This is a genomic window from Bradyrhizobium sp. 4, from assembly GCF_023100905.1.
Classification (GTDB): domain Bacteria; phylum Pseudomonadota; class Alphaproteobacteria; order Rhizobiales; family Xanthobacteraceae; genus Bradyrhizobium.
On sequence record NZ_CP064686.1, the window covers coordinates 3,037,251 to 3,053,154 of the forward strand.

Below are 15,904 nucleotides of genomic sequence, written 5' to 3' on the forward strand. Positions count from 1 at the left end.
CTGAAGGAAGGCACCGCCAGAGGACTACTTGGCTTGAGCTCGAAAGTCCGAGGCGAGCGTTTCATCTGTCAGGAGACGAACTCGTCTCCGGCATCAAGGCCTTCCCCGCACACCAGCAATGGCTGGTTGTCGGACGTGGCGCCGAGTAGAGCGCGAACCTCGCTTCTTCTCTGAACGTGGTGGGCTCAGCGCGTTGGTAGCCGGTCCACTATGCTGGACAAGACCTTTGGCGGCAACGTGATGCCAGACAGCCTCCAGGTCGCTCCTTCATAATGCAGGCTAACGCTCCCGGCGTCCTGATTTGCTCCGAGCTTCACCGCAAACTCGACCGGCTTCACTAGCGTTATCCGCCCCACGAACACAAAGATGTTCGAAAGGGCAAGCTCGGCAAACGAAGACATCGTCCCAAATGTAATGTTTTCTGCCGCGTTGCGGATGACGTGCCCCCGCCAAATTAGGCCAGTTTGAACTGGAATTTTCCATTTATGATCCCCTGACGGGACGAGGAGAGTTCCATGAAGGCATCGAAGTTTTCAGAGGCGCAGATTGCATTCGTGCTGAAGCAGGCTGAAGACGGCTCGGCGGTGGCCGAGGTCTGCCGCAAGGCCGGGATCAGCGAGGCAACCTTCTACAACTGGCGGAAGAAGTATGCAGGCTTGATGCCCTCGGAGATGAAGCGGCTGCGTCAGCTTGAGGAAGAGAACGGGAAGCTGAAGCGGATTGTCGCCGACCTGTCGTTGGACAAGGCCATGCTTCAGGATGTGCTCTCAAAAAAGCTCTGAGGCCTGGCCGCAAGCGCGAGCTTGTCGACAAGGTGCGAAGTGACTGGAAGGTGTCAGTCAGGCGGGCCTGCTCCACGCTTCGGGTTGATCGCGCTCTTTACGTCTACAAGTCGAAGCGCGGCGACCAGGCCGCTCTCAAACACCGGATCAAGGACATCTGCGCGACGCGGGTGAGATACGGCTATCGGCGCATTCATGTGCTGCTGCAACGGGAGGGCTGGGCCGTTAACGTCAAACGGGTCTATCGCCTGTACCGGGAATTGAGCCTGCAATTACGCAACAAAACGCCCAAGCGCCGCGTCAAGGCCAAGTTGCGAGAAGATCGAACCGATGCCAAACAGATCAACGAGACCTGGGCCATGGACTTCGTTCACGACCAGCTGGCCACCGGCCGCAAACTCCGCGTGCTGACGATTGTCGACATCTTCAGCCGCTTCTCGCCGGCGGCCGATCCGCGGTTCAGCTATCGAGGCGAGGACGTTGTGCTGACTCTGGAGCGCATCTGCAAAACCGTCGGTTACCCGAAGAGCATTCGTGTGGATCAGGGATCGGAGTTCATCTCCCGCGATCTCGACATCTGGGCTTATCAAAGAGGCGTTGTGCTCGACTTCTCACGTCCCGGCAAGCCGACGGACAATACCTTCATCGAATCCTTCAACGGCAAGTTCAGAACCGAATGCCTGAACATGCACTGGTTCCTGAGCCTTGACGACGCCCGGCAGAAAATGGAGGATTGGCGTAGAGACTACAACGAAGTCCGGCCCCATAGCGCGATCGGCAACAAGGCGCCGATATCGCTGTTGAATGGCTCATCGGCGCCCCCGCCGGCATGAGCTAAACCCCGGAAAATTCCAGCATCAGCTGGCCTAGTTTTGGGGAGCACTTCACGGACGGTGCCGCTCCTCAACAGGACGGACAAATTTTCCGGTGTCATGAGCTTGACCGCGAGATCGTCGGCAATTGTCGCACCGAATGCGTTGACTGCCATTCGTTCAAACGGCTGCACCGGCCGCTTTCGGCCAATTCGGTCGAGATAAGCGGACACAACCTGATCGACTACCGAATGACGGAGGCGCGGAAGATTAGTCCGGGCCATCACCTGAGCGGCATCTCCGCTTCGCACCGCCGAAACTAGGCCCAGGACCGAAACGAAGGCTGATCCGGCGTAGATGAAGAGGCAGATCAGGAACGCCGCCAGGATGCCAATGAGCCACCTCATGGAGCGGCAATCATGGTTCAAGGGGATTGTTCCAAGATGCGATCAGCAAGGGCCTCTGACGCCTCTTACGCGGCTGTTAGCCGAGAAGTTTAATCATGTTATCGTTGGAGGTCGGCAATGCATAAAATGATCGCTGTGGCCGCAATGAGCGCTGGCTTCTCACTTGCAGCGTGTGGGAGAGACCCAGGGCCTAAAGGAGATCCAGGCGCGCAAGGTCCAGCCGGCCCGCAGGGAGCCCAAGGCATAAGGAGTGCCTGGACCACAAGGCCCCGCCGGCGCGCAGGGGCCTCAAGGCCCGCAGGGTCCGGCGAAAAGGGAGACAAGGGTGATCCGGCGACGGTCAACATCCGAGCGGTTCAGGCCGACGGCACAGTCAATTGCGATAGCAGCGAAGCACTAGTTTCCGTGTTCTGCCCGAGTGGCGGTGCCGCGGACGGGGCGAAGTGCGTGACCTCTCCAACGCTTGGGCTTTGCATGAAAAAGTGAGTAGCCGTTCCCGGACATGGGCCTTTTGCTGCGAAGCGCGAGGAGCGCTGCACAAAGACGCAGACGTATCGGCCGCCTCTAGAATCGCACTATGCTGACTCAGCCAAACCTTACGGGGAAAGCAGGGAATGGTTAGGCCCGGCGCATTTCCGGACTAGGACGCGTCGGGCCGCGACTCCGCAATCGCGCACAACTACGGAAGGCACGTGGCAATAGCGAGAACGATGTCGGCGCCGAAATCTCCCGAATACACCGAAATCAGAAATCCCGCGGCCAGAGCAGCTACAATCACTTTGAGTGTCAGCATTTGACATCTCCACTTAAGTCGCGAGAACCAATGTGGGCTCGGTCTGTTTCCGGGCTGCTTCGCGGGGTTCAGCAGACAGTTTCATTCACTGAGTTGTTATCCCGGGCGTGCCGCGGTCCAGCCTAGCGGCCCTCAAGCCAACAAGCCCCTGCCGGTGCACTCGACCAGGGCTGCGCAGGTGGATTGCGCGAGGCTCAGATGTGAGGTGTCGCCCCAAGACCCTGCGAAAGCTAATTCACATACTGAAATGCAGAGGCCTGAAAAATGCGGCACCGTCCACACTCTAACGTTGGCAGTCTACGGAAGCCCCCTTCCCACGGAGCCAGCCAGCGTGCGAGTCGCGGCCCTCCAACAGGACCGCGCCCGCGTGCCAACTCGCGGCCCGCGCAGGTGTGGCTTGGCACTGAGTTGTTCGCGCTGATCAAAAGTCCATGCGCTGTCATGTCTTCACGCTCGACGACTGGGGCACAACACTGGAAGTGCAAGAGATTGAGTGCGTTGGCCCGGGAGATGCTCTTCAGCTAGGCTCAGTTGCCGCGTTAAAAGATCGGGTCGAAGTTTGGTGCGGTTCCCGGCGGCTCGCTTGTTATGAGCCGGATCGCAGTCGAGTGAGGCCGCTGCTGCGTCTGAGCGAACTCTTGACGGTGGCCGAGGGCCGCGTTCTCAAAGGCGAGCAACACATCGCCCACCAGGAAAAGCTGATCGCTCGGCTCAAGCGCGAGGGACGCGAGCTCACACTTGCGTTTTCCATTTTGGACACATTGATCGAAGTCCAAAAAGGCTTACTCACAGGGAGCTGGCAAAACGGTCGAGCCAGAGATCTCGACCTGTTGCCGCCAGCGACGATCACCGTCGGACGCCCCGTCTACCTTCTAAGCCCATGCGTGACTCGTCAATCGCAGTGGCACGAACCGCCCGGACTAGCGGCCGACTTCCCGCTGTTGGAGGTGATTGTTCGTCCACAGGGATGCGTGCCGCTTCAGTTTTCGTTGCGCCAAGATCACCCCAATGCGGTGCTCGCTCGGCTGGACACTTCCCCGGCGCATGTCCCGGCGGCTGGCGGCACCTGCGAGACGTTAGCGCCCCTGTGCTATCTCACGTGCATTTTCTCGACGATCGCATAGAGCAGCATGAAAATCGGCAAGAAGACGAAGAACCAAACGGCCTCCGGTTCGTGCCGGGAAAATTCGCGGTTGGGATCTGTTTCAGTGCCGAACGGGACAGGTGGCACAGGCGGCTTTGGACGCCTGCGTTTTACCGCTCGGCTTAGCAGCCGTCGAATCGCTGGTTCGTCCGACGGCGGATCGCTTGCGCGTCGGCTCTGGTTCGTCACGACTTTAGACCGCGAACATCAGCGGGTATTTGCGGACCAGTTCGAGGTCAACATAGCCGGCGGCATTGATCCACTCGTGGGGACAGTAAACGAGCGAGCCGGGGTCGAGCTCCAGGCCATCCCGTTTTATTGCCTCGCCCGTCCCCAGTCGGCCGGCCCATTGTCTCCGTCCGTTTGGATCAGGGCGCATCGCGTCGAACACGGCGGTGTCGTTCTTCGTCATGGCAATTCCAGAGGTGTTGAAACCAATCTTTACGAAATGACCTGACTAGACGCGGGTGTTCTCGCCGACAAGTGACATTCGCTTTTGCAGTTGCTCACCTCAAGCCGCATAGGTCGTGCTGAGCGTCTTCCCTGACTTCGCGCGGTCCCTCAGTTCGGCTGTTGCTCTTCTTCGTTCTCTCGATGCTGAACTCCTGAGCATCGTTGCCCTTCGCTACGCGTTAGCTTAGCGGCGAGCATGGTCGCGCTCCTGATCGACACGCCCGCTCAATTAATAAATCGAACAGCAAGCATGAGCCGGTCGCGCTGGATTGGCGGCGTGGCTCGGTGGTAACATGACGTGTCCTGGACGAAGCCGGTGCCTGCTTCGCCTTCAATCATGATTTCGTTCTCTACGCCAAATTGCTTATGCACGCTCGCTTCGCTTGCAGACGCCGAGCCGAAGAGCATACGAAGGGGCTTGCGCTTGTGTGAGCGCTTCATCATGACATGCGCGCCAGAGTTACGGTCGGTATCGGTTATATAGAAGTTTGCGTACACGAAATTGTATCCATCGACGTCATAATGGTAGTCGAGAACGTTTTGATGCCTCAGCCGTCGGCGCTCCTCCTCGGAAAAATCGGACGCGAAGCTCCAGCCGAGAATCGTCAATACTTTATGCGGTTCGTGCCCCAGATAAGTTCCCACGATGGCTCGGAGGACGGGGTCATCGACGATGGCCTGCACAGCAGGACAGCGGGTCGGGTTGCTAATGCCAGCGATTGGCGCGGATCTCCCGTCGGGAGCTTTGCCTCGGATGACGTCCGAATATCGGAACGTCGGGCCATCCGAATCGTAATTGGTGTGGAGCGGCTCCTTGCGTGCAAAGGTGTCAATTTCATTTACTATATGCGCGGGGAGGTTCAAACCTATGAACACCGCCTCTTCGGAGATGGTCGAAGCAATCTGATCGACATTCTGGTCGGGAAACAATGTAGAGCTTCCGTTCTGTTGCACGGAAACCCGACGATCCATCAGTCGTCTTGCGCCACCATAGACCGAACGGACCGTCCAGAATCGGCCCAGGGCGTATTGAATGTCACCTTTGACAATTCTCGCTGCTATCCCACGGAGATTCACGTCGGCCTCCCTGTCTTTAATTATCGCTCTAATTGATAGCACCACCGACTATCAGTGCTTTGCCCGGTGGAAGGGGGAACGCTCACAATGAACTGGCGAGCGGTGCAAAGGAGCGGCTAAGAGGCTGGAGTTTCCGTTAGTTCAGGATCATTTACCTTCAGGCGCGTGGCAGGCCCCGAGTAAGGAGCTGCGGGCGAGCCTTCTTCAGATCGGTCGCCACTTTTATCTTCTCTCTCAAAACGAGGATTTCGGAATATTCCTTTTTGGATCTCTGGCGGGGTGCGAACTGCTTCAAGTTGCTGGCGGTCAGTTTCAATATCGCGGCAATATGCCTACTCTGGATGTGCTGCATGGCAACTAAATCCGCTGTTGAAAGTGCGGCGTCGCTGGAAATAAACAGCCAACAATGCTGTCTTTTTTTTGCAGCGCATCACTGCCAGGCTGGGCGGGTCGCCGCGTTTGGCGATCTAGGTGCCGCAGCATCTCGCTCGAGTTCTCCAGGACAACAAGGCTCCGCGGCAGCATCTCTTTGTCCTAAGATCTTCCACCTGCATCCGCATGAGTTGGCGGCGTATCAATAGAATGCGACGGCGATACGTTTTTCTTTACGCCAGACGACTGAACAGCGACGTGGGTTACCGTCCGGAATGACAGTCAGCGCGAATTCGTCGGGAATCTTTTCATTTCCTGCAATATCAAGGGCGGCACCGTATACAGAGATGCTGCGGATCAAGCAGTTTGCTTTTGAACGGCCGAAGCTGATCGAGCCGGACTTTGGGATGCGTGTCGAATGAGAACTGTTCTGCTCCATTGTTTTTCTCCGAGAAAAGGGTTCGCTCCGCAGAGCGCAAAGTCGATTGTCGTCGCACCTACTGTCTCTAAACGTGTTCGTCAGAATCTCGCGAGCCGATCCAGCCGGCGTGGCTTAAATAATGCCATATTAAATGGACTGCTGCATTAAATAAGTTTGGTAAATAGAATTAAATGTAAATTCAATTGAAATTAGGGACCTTAGGTCGTGGGAATTAGCCCATAGGGAGAATTGGAGGGCTGATAAATAATTGTACGCCAGACCGAAAGTCGTCCGATGATACGGAAGTAGAGTTCAGATTTCAGACGATTGCCCAGATAGAGCAGGACATCGCTGCGATATGCACGGGGCTGGGAGGCGCTTTCGGGGTCTGAGGCCAGTTAGGCTAACGGGCCAACCGGTGGCGGCGAGCGCGCAGGGAGGGCAAGTGGTGCGATCTTTCGTCAGGCTCGCCCCGTTCACGGCGTCGAACGCGGCGCGACGGAGGATGTGTCAAGCGTAATGGAGGCACACCGCGGGCGCTTCGCTCAGCTTCTTCGACCAGATCTCGAAGATCTGCCAACTCTGAGAGCTGAGAAGTGAGTTCGCTAAGTCGTTCGGCGTAACGGATTGCGCGAGAGCCTCGCATAAATGTCCTCCCCAGCACAAAAAAAAGCACTATCAGGTGGCCTCAGAGCAAATAGCGCGAGTAGTAAAAGTAGAAGACTACATCGGCAAATAGCGGATTTCAACACCTCAGGCTTAATGGCCTCAGGACTGCGTCCACTCCCTGGCCAGCCCGTCAATGATCTTGACCTATTTGTCGAAAGCTTGGTTGGGCGCTCGGAGTCAAAAAGGGGCATGGGTGTATAAGCCAGCGTAGAAGTTGCACCAACCTTTCAAGTTGCACTAAGCTCATCCGATTAGATCCGAATTGTTTTTGTGGAGTAGCGTCATGTCGAGTGCGATTGAGTTGATTGTGGACGGCTATGCGAGACTGAAAGACCGCCAGTCGCTTGAGGAGCTGAGGGTGCACCGCCGGCGCCTTGCCGGAGACCTGAAAGCCTGGGCGGGCTTTGACTGCAGGTTGTCGATTGCGCAGATCGAGCAGGACATCGAGGCCATCGAGGCGGGCCTGGAGACGTTGTCGGGACCGGTCGGCGGTTAAGCTAAGGCGCCAATCCGATGGCGGCGAGTGCGCAAGGAGCCAAGTGCTGCGATCTTTCATCATGGCTGCCCTCGCACTGGTCTGGGGATCCTCGTCCGCGCTCAGCCTGACGTCGGAGGAGATCATCGCTAAGCTTCGCGCCGCCGGCTATTCGCACATCCAGGAACTACCAGCCGGAAAGATAAAGACCTACAAGGCCGTCAAGGAAGGCACCGCGCGCTCGCTAATCGTCGACAGCACCGGCCACATCGCAGAGGTGGCGAGATAGCTAAACGGGCAGACGAAGCCAGACGTCTTTACTGGACAGTGTGCCGGTTGGCGTCGCAATCTCCATATCGACGACGCGAAACGAGCCATGACTTTCGTAAACGTAGCGAAGATGCCAGACCGGCCGGGTTCCGGCGAGATGGCGAGATCGTCCAAGGCAGACGCGACGTATCGAACGGCATCGCGTCGCTCAACCGAGGCGGAGAACATCGCCTCTATCAGCGCGGCCAGGCTCATGCCGCCGACCAGCATGGCTCGTGCCGTTTCGTCGCCGTAAGTAAGCCGGAGCGCGGTCACGACTGCCGCAATAGCGTCGGGTTCTTCAGAGCCACGGTAGATCCGCTTCGCCCAGCAAAACCATAATGCGGATTCCGCCCTTTCGTGCAACCGGCATCGATTCGCGGTCAACTATCTCAATGGCTAAATGCCCAGAGCGAGCCGCTCCTGCGAAGCTCGATCAGCGGATCAGACGGGAAAGCTACGGCTGGAGACGCTTGAGCCGTTCTCACGGTCCTCCGACTCTGAGGCGCCAACGACAGGGCGTACCTTGAGGGGCGCTCGCGAAGGCCGCAGCGGGAGGTTAAATCGCTGCGGCCCACGCGTCGTCAAATGACGCCGGGTAAAAACACCAAGTGAAATATGCAGCCAGCCCCGGTAACAAAAATTCTGCCGCACTTGTCTGTTTTGCAAACACAATTTGGTGGAACCGAAATACATCTAGCGGGCATTCTGTTCCGAGGGCGGAACAATTCTGGTTTTCTACCGCTGCGAAGGGAGGGGGCGCTGCACAGAGACCCAGTCAATCTAGCCGGTGGGGACCCCGCTACTGGAATTACGCCGATAGGACCACTGCGGACGCAAGAGTTGCCTTGAGTCCTCAGCCCCTCGCTGAAATTAAGCTTTCCGGCGGGTTCTTTTTGACTGTGCGGGATTGAGCGCGTTCACATCCATAATGTTGATGGAGACGAGCGTGATCAGTTGGCTGTTAGTCATCATAATCGCGGCCAGCGTTGCGGTCCTGATAGCTCACGCGATTGACGCCATCCGCTCCTGAAGACGAGCGCACCGGCGGAAAGTGGCACCCAATCTGATGACAATTTGAAGAACGGAGCATCAGTCAGCTTGCTTGTAACGATCCGAAGTGGAGATACGGTTCTAGACTGATAAGGATTGTCGCCAAACATTACCAGTCGTGCACGGCGGTTCACTTGGACCCATCTCGCGCGACTGCCGCGGAATGCCCGGCCGCTTCGACGCCCCCGCCGGGATTGTCCGGTCCGGGCCAACCCGGCACAGCAGCAACTCGGACGTCGGGGGGAGTTGTTCGTCTTCAATGCGAGCCAACGGTCAACCTTTCGGCCCTTCCGGCAACTTAGGGCGCATCAGGAAGCATGCGCTCGCGCACGTTCGCGGGCTTCGCGCCGGCGCTGGCGACATTCGCGTAGGCGCTTCGCTCGCTCCAAGGGCTGCGGCAACCCTAGCACCGGCGCGGCAGCCGCTTCTATTGCGACCTTCTCAACCATAGGGTCTTCGCTTCGGCGCGCCTCCATGGACTCGAGCACGGCTCGCCCTTTGACCGTGATCATCCAGCCGCCATTTTGACGCTCAACGAGGCCGTCCGAAAAGATGTCCAGTCCGGGCACGCGCGCGGCCAGTCGCTTGGTGCGCTCGGCCCACTCCGGGCCGCTAGTGGCGAGGATCGCCACATGGCGGTTCAGGTCCGCCACCAAAGCGAACCTGTCCGGGTAGCTCACCAAGATCTTCAACACCGTCACCTGCAAGTTCAACCCGCACCTCGCCCGATCAAGGCTACGTCGTCGGCGCTTGTGTCAGGGCTTTTCGGCCGGTCTGCCGCAGCTTGTCCGGTGTCGTTCGCCGGTCTTTGCGGCTTCGAGGATCTTGCAGACCAAACTGGGTGCCGCAGGTGGATCCACAATCCCTGAAACGGAAGTCTGCGCGACCGCAAAGAGCCGTGCACGTGCCTGCGGCCATCATAACGCGCGGCTATCGACTTCATGGCGCGAGGTCATTCCCATTCGCCGCGGGCAATCCCATGCTGACGAGCGTGAGCGGCAACTTTCGCCGCCACACACCCGAAGACAAGGGTCCACAATTAGGAGGGTACAAATGTCAGTGAAGCAGCCGGTTCTCACGCCGCCCCAAGGCGGTGAGACGGTGACCTCGACTGGGGCTCAAGCGTCGAGACGAAAGTGGAGAGCAGCCAGACCGGAGGCGAATATGGCACTGTCCTTCGGACAGTGCGCGCGGGGGAGGAGCCGCCGCTGCACACCCACTCGTGCGAGAACGAGCTGCTCTACGCTGTGCAGGGGCAGCTAATCGCGCGCGTCGGCGATGCCCGCGTCGACGTGGGGCCCGGCGCCTACGCGGCTCTTCCCCGCGGTGTGCCGCATACAATCGAGGTGGTCGGCGGTCAAGCGACCCTGCTGCTCAGCTTCGTGCTGGGTGGGCTGGAGCGCTTCTTGGTCCCCCGCAAAGGCGAGCAGCTCGATCCGGCCGCTTTCGGCCTAACGTTCCCGTAGGGCGGGGACCGGGCGCGCGGCGCTGGCGGCCGTGCCCGCTCGGGCCTGACTACAGACTGCGCGCGACTCTCGTACGACGCTTTTAATGGTCGTACGTCGCACGCCGTGCGACGAGGCGGATAATTAGGACCGAAGCCCATCCACTACTTTAACACGAGCCCTACCGGTCTGCGTTCACTCTTCATGCCTTCCTTCCGCACCTGCAATTCAAGCCTGTCGATGCCGGAATCGGCGCGAGCCGCATTGCGGGCGCGGTAGTGCTTCACGATGGTCTGCGCACTTCGGTTTGAATGCCCAGTGATGTCGCAGATCGTCAGCAAGTCGCAGCCTGCCCGATCGAGCAGCATGACGCAGCTATCACGTAAGTCCTGGTCCTTCTTTTGGTCGAGTTCGCCGGCTCCGTGACGAACATCAGCGTGGGCAAGGCTTCAGACGCCATGCTGCCTCATCGCTATTGCTGTCGCGTGCGGCCTGTGCACCCAGCTAGTCCGCTAGTGCACGCTTGCGCCCATCGACCGCTCGAGCATGCTGCGCCTTATTCCCCTTCATCGAGAAGAAAAGGGGCAAACAGCCTATCGATATTTTCAATCAGTTCGGCGTTTAGTCGCTCTGCGCGGATAACTGACTGGCGCCCGTTGTCGCGCGCGAGAAAGCCGAAGATAGCAACGGCCCGGGCGGTAGACACCTAAATGCGAAATGCGCAGCCCCTTGCTCAAGCCTCACCACGCGAGGATGGTGAAGTTCACTCCCTTCAGGGCAGTCGAGCTGCACAGCCTCTACGCTCGTTCGCTAACGCAGGTTAAATCGGGTTCCAGTCACTCCTCGGGGGTCCGCTCCCCCGCGGCTCGCCGTCGCTGCGATTGAGTGCTCGGAGGCGACTGCAATGCAGGTACAGCCGAGGCGCGTCGCTCCGCCTCTTGGACTTTAAGCCGCAGATCTTCCAGCTCTGACAGTTGACAAACGAGGTCGTTCAACCGTTGGACAAGAAGGATCGAGCTATAACCCTGCATCAACGCCCTCCTGAGTCTGCAGCTATCCAGACAGCAAAAGGACCCCAGCCTCAGGGCGGTGAAGCTGGGGCTATCGATCTGCCTTGGTGAAGGCAGCCGCCCCTTGGGAGGGCACGGGAAAACTCGGCAATCAGTAAGTCGTTCCAAGCCGAACAAAAACGAGCCTAGCCTTGGGACAATGGGGAAAGCTGGGGCCCGACTGCATCGCCCACTTGGGGAGAGCAATCGGGAAAACGCGGTAATTGGCGAGCCCGTACCAACCGCGGTGCCTCCGAAAACGTTAGCGGCCTCTGTCGTCCTTGCCGTTGGGGCTGCCATCGCCGCCGCCGTTACCCCACGGCTCGCTTTTTGCTCGCCTCCATAAGCGCGTGCGCCGGCGAGTGGGTCGCTCAATAGGCAGTGTCGACCGATCGAAAGCGCAGCCGGACGGCTGTAAATTAGATTGAAAGTCCGTATTTAATATAGTTTAATATCGAAATTAAATTGCGACGATTTTCAGGGTTTCGGGATCATGCCTCATTCTCCGTCCATCGTGCCTCATCCATATCCACGTGACGTCTATCTTGTGCTCGAGGATTATGGAGGTGGGCTCGGACGTGCCTGGACCGAAACCTCCGAAGACGACACTGGTCGAGCGACGCTGATGCGCCAAATAATGGAAGGTCAATACAAGCACCCTGCTCGGATCGTAGTCTTCAACACGGTTGAGGGATGGTCGCGTGATGTAACCGTAGAGATCGCAGATGAACTGCGCCGCTGCTTTGTCGAGTTCGATGACATTGCGCCAGCCGCGTTGGAATTCATCGAGAGAGTTGGAAGGAGTTGATTGTGGTGCCCGCCCGTACCTTAGTTTGCGCTAATCTCACCAGCTTATCAGACATGAGGATGCTGCGGCAGCACGAACGAACAAGCTACCTCGGCGAGGCGTGAGACGAGCCTGGTGGGGTATACGGCCAGCCCGTTTATTATGTTTGATTGTGTTTGGAGCTGCCATGTCGGTGGGTTGGGATCGCGCTGTTGAATGGGACGGAAAGGTCCTCACGGGTTGGGTGGTCGTAAATGGCGTGGCCACCAAAGTGACTGCGGACCGAGCGACGATCCATGCCCGAGCTGCAGGGTTTAGCGATGCGCTTAGCTGGGAGATTAAGCGCTTTCGGACGGAAATCTTTGAAAAGCTGATGCCATTCTTCGTTCGTCAGAATACCTGATGGTAAGCTATGACCTTGCGTGTTCGGGATTTTTCCGCGTTGATGGACAACGTCGGACGCTTTCCTCATCTGCGAGATGACGAGCGTGGTACAGCGCAGCCGGGAAAGAGTTCGTTTTTCGGTGGCCTAAGTGAACACGGCGACACGCCCCTCCAATCCGTCGTTCGCAAAATCGCTGAAGAAATCGGCATAACGATCCACTCGGAGAATATCGCAGTGTCTGAAAAGGCGTGTATTTTCTTTGCGCGCGGCATAAACGGATCCGCGCCGGATACCGCGGAAAGTGAGCCGTTGATCGTTGAGGCCGAGGAGGTGGGCGGCATTCGAGACAACTCACGTCTCTTGCGGCCTTCGTGCTCCACCGTTTCCTGGCCTCCCGAATGACTGATGGCTGCAAGCGGGTTCTTTTTCTTTGTACAGGCAACTATTACCGCAGCCGGTTTGCGGAGGAACTATTCAATCACCTTGCTGAACAAGAGGAATTGCCTTGGCGAGCATTCTCCAGGGGTGCTGCCGAAAGGGGGGCGCCGGAGAACACGGGATCCATCTCCCGCTTTGCGCTCGAGGCGTTGCAAGCACTGGGAATTAGCCCGAGCAGGGCTGATGAACTTCCGCAGCCGTGCACCTTAGCTGACTGTCGGCAAGCAGATATCGTCATAGGATTGAAAGAGGCGGAGCATCGATCGATGGTCGAACGCCGCTTTCCGGCCCTCGCGGATCGGGTCCTATATTGGCAAGTGGACGATCTCGACGTCGCCGAGCCCGGCGATGCCCTGCCACACCTGGAGCTAATGGTCGCGAACCTGATCGCTATGTTGCGAACGGACGACCTGCGGTCCTAAAGCCCGTTGGCGAGCCGGAGGTAGGAACGGTAGGAGACGCGGGGCAGCCTCCGCTCGATGGCGAGTCGTCAAGGTCCACGTTGATAGTCGTCAGGATGTAGTCGAAGGGTGAGCGCAAGGCATTCAGTTCCTCGACCTCGACCTCCATCCGTATTCCCCATGCGGAATCGTTGCGGTGATCTCGACGTCATTGCCGGCCGACACGCGCCACGCTGCCACCCCGAAGCACAAGGTCAGCGTCAGGGCGAGGGCAAGCAGAAGCATAGAGACGAAATGGCTCACGCGCGTGTACCCGCAAATCCGAAACCCCTTGAGAGCGTGCACAGAGGCCCGATTCGTAAAATGCAGACGATCTGACCCATCGGCTGTTTTCCCCATCCTTACACGGGGCCAAAAGCGCTCACGATCCCGATCGTGATCGGCACGAGCGCGACCACCACCCACAGAGCGGGCGAGCTGGAGGACAGGCCAACGACTAGTATCAAAACACCGATACCCACGAGGGCCGCTGAGATTGCGTAGGCGACTGCCTTTTCCATCTGTCGATCCACGACAACAAGGGATCGGTCGCACAAGCAGGACTCGAGGCAAATCGAAACGTTCCTTTCTCGATTTAATTTCAAATTTCATTTAATTATGTTTTTGCGACTTAATTTCGCCAAATTAAAGGGCGCTTTCTGAGCACTGGGGCAGGGCTATTAACCCGGAGTCCTGCATGTTCAATCGAGTAGTCGTAGCTTTAGTGCTCGTTTTTGCGACATCCATTTCTTCTGAAGCGCGCCCCTTGCGCGCCGCTTCGCCACCAGAATGCAACGTGATTATGCCGTGCGACTTTTCATCTTCGCTGGTGCAGGCGCAGAGATACACGAGACCGGCACCGCGCCTGCAGCGAAGTGCCGTTGCTAGCCTACGGATGTCTGTGGCCAGCTCAGGGGCCTTAACTAGTGAGATCGTCAGCGGTCGTCCGGCCGGTTGCCCTCGCTCGTTCTGCGGATGTGGTGCGGCGATACGAGTGTTTGGTCGGGTAGTACCGGAACTGAACCTCGCAGCCAATTGGCTGCGCTTTCCCCGCACCTCGCCAGCACCGGGAATGGTTGCCGCGCGACGTGGACACGTCTTCGTCCTTGAACAGCACATCGCCGGTGACATCTGGAAGGCGTACGATGCCAACTCAGGTGGGCACGCAACGCGAATTCACCCGCGCTCCCTGCGAGGGTACACCGTCGTCAACCCTCATGCGGCCTAGGGCCATCGCGCAGCGTTCCCATTAGATTTTTCTCGCCACGTTCCGGAGCATTCGGCTCGCGGCTTCCGCCCAAAAACAGGGCCGCAGCGGTTTTCGCCGCGGCCCTGAAGTGGCAACTTGATTCTGCGCCGGCTTGTTCTCGCAGTTTGTCCCGAACACCGAGGTTGATAGGTCCGCCATCATGGAAAGCTTCAATGCAGCCAAGGCGTTCGATGACGATCATTGGTGTTCACTTCAGAACGATAGAATTCGACGATGCGGTGCTTCATTGAGACCCGGACACGATAACCAGCGGATATCCACGCTCTCGCTTGAGGACCTGCTCTCTTCAGTGTGCTCCACCACGCAGTGAAGGTGTAGGCCGATCTCGGCAGAGGCTTCCCCAAGATCGCTTCAATTTCTGAAAAGGTCAGGCGGAGACTTTGACCGTTCTCCGTTCGGAGCCTTTCATGCAATGGCTGGTAAATCGACCTCGGCATGCGAGCACTATGTCGACAAAATGGGCCGGCTGCCCGGCATTAGAATAGCAGTCTGGTGCATATAGAGCGCGGAGGCAAAAGGCATTATCATTCTGGTCTGCAAGACCTCGCGGAGCCTGACGCAGCGATGTCTCTTCAGTGTTCCCTTAGCTCTAGGTCTCTCAGCAGCACGTGGAGAAAGTCGCTGGCGTGGTCATAGCGTTTACGACCATTCACGATCTTGCGGGTGCGCGGCTCCAGTGTGTTGGCGATGGCTTCCGCGCCGGGTAGATCAGCCTGGTGCGACCACTGCTGTAGCAGCCGATCCGGAATGTCTTGAGCGGATCCAAACAGCTTCAACACACAATATTTGCCATCGTGCTTGCGATCAGCTTTCACAGAAAAAGCGAATAACCCTCGAAAGGTATTACGGGAAACGGCAGGTTTTGCCATTAACATCCCCCAAAGTAAAATCGACTCGCTTTAAGTCTAGAATTCTGACGCGTTAACAAAATAAAATCCAGCGGAATTTAATCGCTTGCCTTCGAAAAAGAGGTCATCGGAACTGACGTAAATCGAAGCACCGTCTGTCACAGCTCGCGCCGTCCTGCGTCTCCGATACCCTATGCTGCTACGGGACAGTCGACCTTAGCAGGCGGCCGGGTAGGACGGGCGGGCCAAGGGCTGCCCCGCAAAATTGCTACCAGACCTCGCAAGTGACTGAGACGACCGATGTTCGCTCAACCCTCTCCCGAAGTCGCTCTCGTGCGCATGATCAGATAGTCGGTCTGGCGCTGCCCGGTGAATAGCGCGCGATAGATCTGTCCCCGATCAAGGCCAGTTCAATTTGCATCGGCTGCGGCGACCCACTCGATCGGAATGGAGCGACCGCAGGCCGGCACCTAGC

General features: G+C 58.0%; 18 protein-coding genes. 8 read left to right on the top strand and 10 right to left on the bottom strand.

All coding sequences use genetic code 11. The annotated features are described in order from the left end of the window. Positions 1–515: 515 nt before the first annotated feature. Positions 516–1,615, top strand: a protein-coding gene (locus tag IVB45_RS13830) for an IS3 family transposase (RefSeq protein ID WP_247501284.1) whose coding sequence is annotated in 2 segments (ribosomal slippage) — positions 516–768 and positions 768–1,615 — 1,101 coding nt in all. Because the reading frame shifts where the segments join, the coding sequence is not laid out codon by codon here. On the opposite strand, the gene IVB45_RS13835 is transcribed toward IVB45_RS13830, so the two are convergent. After that, positions 1,528–2,001, bottom strand: a complete 474-nt coding sequence (locus tag IVB45_RS13835) for a DUF2939 domain-containing protein (protein WP_247807616.1) — start codon at positions 1,999–2,001, stop codon at positions 1,528–1,530. The two genes, IVB45_RS13830 and IVB45_RS13835, sit on opposite strands and share 88 nt — an antisense overlap. A 1,224-nt stretch (positions 2,002–3,225) precedes the next feature. Between IVB45_RS13835 and IVB45_RS13845 the strand changes: the two genes are divergently transcribed. After that, on the top strand, positions 3,226–3,918 hold the full coding sequence (locus tag IVB45_RS13845; RefSeq protein WP_247282801.1) for a hypothetical protein: 693 nt from the start codon (positions 3,226–3,228) through the stop codon (positions 3,916–3,918). A gap of 213 nt (positions 3,919–4,131) precedes the next feature. Here IVB45_RS13845 and IVB45_RS13850 read toward each other — a convergent pair whose 3' ends face one another. The 4 genes from IVB45_RS13850 to IVB45_RS13865 form a co-directional block, all read right to left on the bottom strand. Continuing rightward, a complete protein-coding gene (locus IVB45_RS13850) occupies positions 4,132–4,350 on the bottom strand; it encodes a hypothetical protein (RefSeq protein WP_247282802.1) in 219 nt (72 codons plus the stop codon). 266 nt (positions 4,351–4,616) lie between these two features. Continuing rightward, positions 4,617–5,468 carry a hypothetical protein gene (locus IVB45_RS13855; protein ID WP_247363365.1) on the bottom strand — a complete coding sequence of 284 codons (852 nt, stop codon included), beginning with the start codon at positions 5,466–5,468 and terminating at the stop codon, positions 4,617–4,619. Positions 5,469–5,625: 157 nt separating this feature from the next. Continuing rightward, positions 5,626–5,820, bottom strand: a complete 195-nt coding sequence (locus IVB45_RS13860) for a hypothetical protein (RefSeq protein ID WP_247363364.1) — start codon at positions 5,818–5,820, stop codon at positions 5,626–5,628. A 222-nt stretch (positions 5,821–6,042) separates the two neighbouring features. Continuing rightward, on the bottom strand, positions 6,043–6,279 hold the full coding sequence (locus IVB45_RS13865) for a PilZ domain-containing protein (RefSeq protein WP_247363363.1): 237 nt from the start codon (positions 6,277–6,279) through the stop codon (positions 6,043–6,045). Between the two features lie 934 nt (positions 6,280–7,213). Between IVB45_RS13865 and IVB45_RS13870 the strand changes: the two genes are divergently transcribed. After that, positions 7,214–7,426: a hypothetical protein gene (locus IVB45_RS13870; RefSeq protein WP_247282805.1), complete on the top strand. Its 213-nt coding sequence runs from the start codon at positions 7,214–7,216 to the stop codon at positions 7,424–7,426. Between the two features lie 61 nt (positions 7,427–7,487). After that, entirely contained in the window at positions 7,488–7,694 is a 207-nt protein-coding gene (locus IVB45_RS13875) for a hypothetical protein (protein WP_247282806.1), read from the top strand. A 1,381-nt stretch (positions 7,695–9,075) separates the two neighbouring features. Here IVB45_RS13875 and IVB45_RS13880 read toward each other — a convergent pair. After that, entirely contained in the window at positions 9,076–9,480 is a 405-nt protein-coding gene (locus IVB45_RS13880) for a hypothetical protein (RefSeq protein WP_247282808.1), read from the bottom strand. A gap of 423 nt (positions 9,481–9,903) precedes the next feature. Here IVB45_RS13880 and IVB45_RS13885 point away from each other — a divergent pair, with 423 nt between their 5' ends. Beyond that, entirely contained in the window at positions 9,904–10,233 is a 330-nt protein-coding gene (locus IVB45_RS13885) for a cupin domain-containing protein (protein ID WP_247363362.1), read from the top strand. A gap of 143 nt (positions 10,234–10,376) precedes the next feature. Here IVB45_RS13885 and IVB45_RS13890 read toward each other — a convergent pair whose 3' ends face one another. Further along, a complete protein-coding gene (locus IVB45_RS13890; protein ID WP_247282810.1) occupies positions 10,377–10,580 on the bottom strand; it encodes a hypothetical protein in 204 nt (67 codons plus the stop codon). Between the two features lie 1,655 nt (positions 10,581–12,235). Between IVB45_RS13890 and IVB45_RS13895 the strand changes: the two genes are divergently transcribed. Genes IVB45_RS13895 through IVB45_RS13905 form a run of 3 tightly spaced genes read left to right on the top strand, consistent with a single transcriptional unit; the run spans position 12,236 to position 13,293 of the window. After that, entirely contained in the window at positions 12,236–12,451 is a 216-nt protein-coding gene (locus IVB45_RS13895) for a hypothetical protein (protein ID WP_247363361.1), read from the top strand. Between the two features lie 9 nt (positions 12,452–12,460). Then, positions 12,461–12,835 carry an NUDIX domain-containing protein gene (locus IVB45_RS13900; protein ID WP_247363360.1) on the top strand — a complete coding sequence of 125 codons (375 nt, stop codon included), beginning with the start codon at positions 12,461–12,463 and terminating at the stop codon, positions 12,833–12,835. Continuing rightward, entirely contained in the window at positions 12,832–13,293 is a 462-nt protein-coding gene (locus tag IVB45_RS13905) for a low molecular weight phosphatase family protein (RefSeq protein WP_247282812.1), read from the top strand. The genes IVB45_RS13900 and IVB45_RS13905 overlap by 4 nt, the downstream gene beginning before the upstream one ends. A 380-nt stretch (positions 13,294–13,673) precedes the next feature. Here the strand turns inward: IVB45_RS13905 and IVB45_RS13910 are convergent, their stop codons facing one another. From IVB45_RS13910 to IVB45_RS13925, 3 genes are all read right to left on the bottom strand, one after another. Beyond that, entirely contained in the window at positions 13,674–13,832 is a 159-nt protein-coding gene (locus IVB45_RS13910) for a hypothetical protein (protein WP_007592914.1), read from the bottom strand. 687 nt (positions 13,833–14,519) lie between these two features. Beyond that, on the bottom strand, positions 14,520–14,762 hold the full coding sequence (locus IVB45_RS13920; protein ID WP_247363358.1) for a hypothetical protein: 243 nt from the start codon (positions 14,760–14,762) through the stop codon (positions 14,520–14,522). A 391-nt stretch (positions 14,763–15,153) separates the two neighbouring features. Then, positions 15,154–15,450 (bottom strand): hypothetical protein, encoded by a 297-nt coding sequence (locus IVB45_RS13925; RefSeq protein ID WP_247282816.1) that lies wholly within the window; start codon positions 15,448–15,450, stop codon positions 15,154–15,156. Positions 15,451–15,904 lie beyond the last annotated feature (454 nt).

What these genes read in the sequence shown, in the direction of transcription:
- IVB45_RS13920 (WP_247363358.1), bottom strand. Translation starts at nt 14,762, where the DNA reads ATGATCGTCATCGAACGCCTTGGCTGCATTGAAGCTTTCCATGATGGC.
- IVB45_RS13850 (WP_247282802.1), bottom strand. Translation starts at nt 4,350, where the DNA reads ATGACGAAGAACGACACCGCCGTGTTCGACGCGATGCGCCCTGATCCA.
- IVB45_RS13835 (WP_247807616.1), bottom strand. Translation starts at nt 2,001, where the DNA reads ATGAGGTGGCTCATTGGCATCCTGGCGGCGTTCCTGATCTGCCTCTTC.
- IVB45_RS13900 (WP_247363360.1), top strand. Translation starts at nt 12,461, where the DNA reads ATGACCTTGCGTGTTCGGGATTTTTCCGCGTTGATGGACAACGTCGGA.
- IVB45_RS13890 (WP_247282810.1), bottom strand. Translation starts at nt 10,580, where the DNA reads ATGCTGCTCGATCGGGCAGGCTGCGACTTGCTGACGATCTGCGACATC.
- IVB45_RS13910 (WP_007592914.1), bottom strand. Translation starts at nt 13,832, where the DNA reads ATGGAAAAGGCAGTCGCCTACGCAATCTCAGCGGCCCTCGTGGGTATC.
- IVB45_RS13925 (WP_247282816.1), bottom strand. Translation starts at nt 15,450, where the DNA reads ATGGCAAAACCTGCCGTTTCCCGTAATACCTTTCGAGGGTTATTCGCT.
- IVB45_RS13895 (WP_247363361.1), top strand. Translation starts at nt 12,236, where the DNA reads ATGTCGGTGGGTTGGGATCGCGCTGTTGAATGGGACGGAAAGGTCCTC.
- IVB45_RS13905 (WP_247282812.1), top strand. Translation starts at nt 12,832, where the DNA reads ATGACTGATGGCTGCAAGCGGGTTCTTTTTCTTTGTACAGGCAACTAT.
- IVB45_RS13870 (WP_247282805.1), top strand. Translation starts at nt 7,214, where the DNA reads ATGTCGAGTGCGATTGAGTTGATTGTGGACGGCTATGCGAGACTGAAA.
- IVB45_RS13875 (WP_247282806.1), top strand. Translation starts at nt 7,488, where the DNA reads ATGGCTGCCCTCGCACTGGTCTGGGGATCCTCGTCCGCGCTCAGCCTG.
- IVB45_RS13865 (WP_247363363.1), bottom strand. Translation starts at nt 6,279, where the DNA reads ATGGAGCAGAACAGTTCTCATTCGACACGCATCCCAAAGTCCGGCTCG.
- IVB45_RS13860 (WP_247363364.1), bottom strand. Translation starts at nt 5,820, where the DNA reads ATGCAGCACATCCAGAGTAGGCATATTGCCGCGATATTGAAACTGACC.
- IVB45_RS13845 (WP_247282801.1), top strand. Translation starts at nt 3,226, where the DNA reads ATGCGCTGTCATGTCTTCACGCTCGACGACTGGGGCACAACACTGGAA.